This is a genomic window from Methylobacterium oryzihabitans, assembly GCF_004004555.2.
In the GTDB taxonomy this organism is placed as follows: domain Bacteria; phylum Pseudomonadota; class Alphaproteobacteria; order Rhizobiales; family Beijerinckiaceae; genus Methylobacterium; species Methylobacterium oryzihabitans.
Window position 1 is genome coordinate 1 of sequence record NZ_SACP01000105.1, and the last position, 534, is coordinate 534.

Below are 534 nucleotides of genomic sequence, written 5' to 3' on the forward strand. Positions count from 1 at the left end.
ACGCCATCGGCGACGCCCTTGATCAGTTGGAGCCGGTAGCCCAGCAACCGACCCCGGCACGCACGGCCCAGGCCCTCTACGCCTGGCCCCTGGCCCTGGCCCTGCTGCTCAGCGTGCTGCTGGTGGTGGCCGTGCAATGGCCCGACAACCTGCTACAACGGCTGCTGCGCAAGCCGCGGTTCCTGCAGCCGCACCCGGAATGGCGCCAGCGCCTGAAGCGCCTGCGCCTGAGGAGGCGGCGATGATCGATCTGTGGCCCCAATGGCTGCGCCCACTGTGGTTGCTGGCCGTGCCCCTGCTCGGCTGGCTGCTGTACAAGCTGTGGCACAGGCGCAAGCGCGCCGGGCGCTGGCAGATGATCTTGCCGCCCGCCTTCCATGGCGTATTGCTGGGCGGTGGCAGCGGCAGCACCAGCAAGCTGCCGTGGATAGCACTGGGCCTGGCCTGGGCGCTGGTGGTCCTGGCCCTGCTCGGGCCCAGCTGGCAACGCGTGGAAGAAAGCCGCCAACGCCCGGCCGACCCGCTGGTGATCTT

Annotated in this window: 2 pseudogenes; both read left to right on the forward strand. The window is 70.0% G+C overall.

Annotated features, from left to right (window positions below):
• Window positions 1-245: pseudogene (locus EOE48_RS28555) on the forward strand (hypothetical protein); the annotation flags it as partial.
• Window positions 242-534: pseudogene (locus EOE48_RS28560) on the forward strand (hypothetical protein); the annotation flags it as partial. The pseudogenes EOE48_RS28555 and EOE48_RS28560, both read left to right, overlap by 4 nt.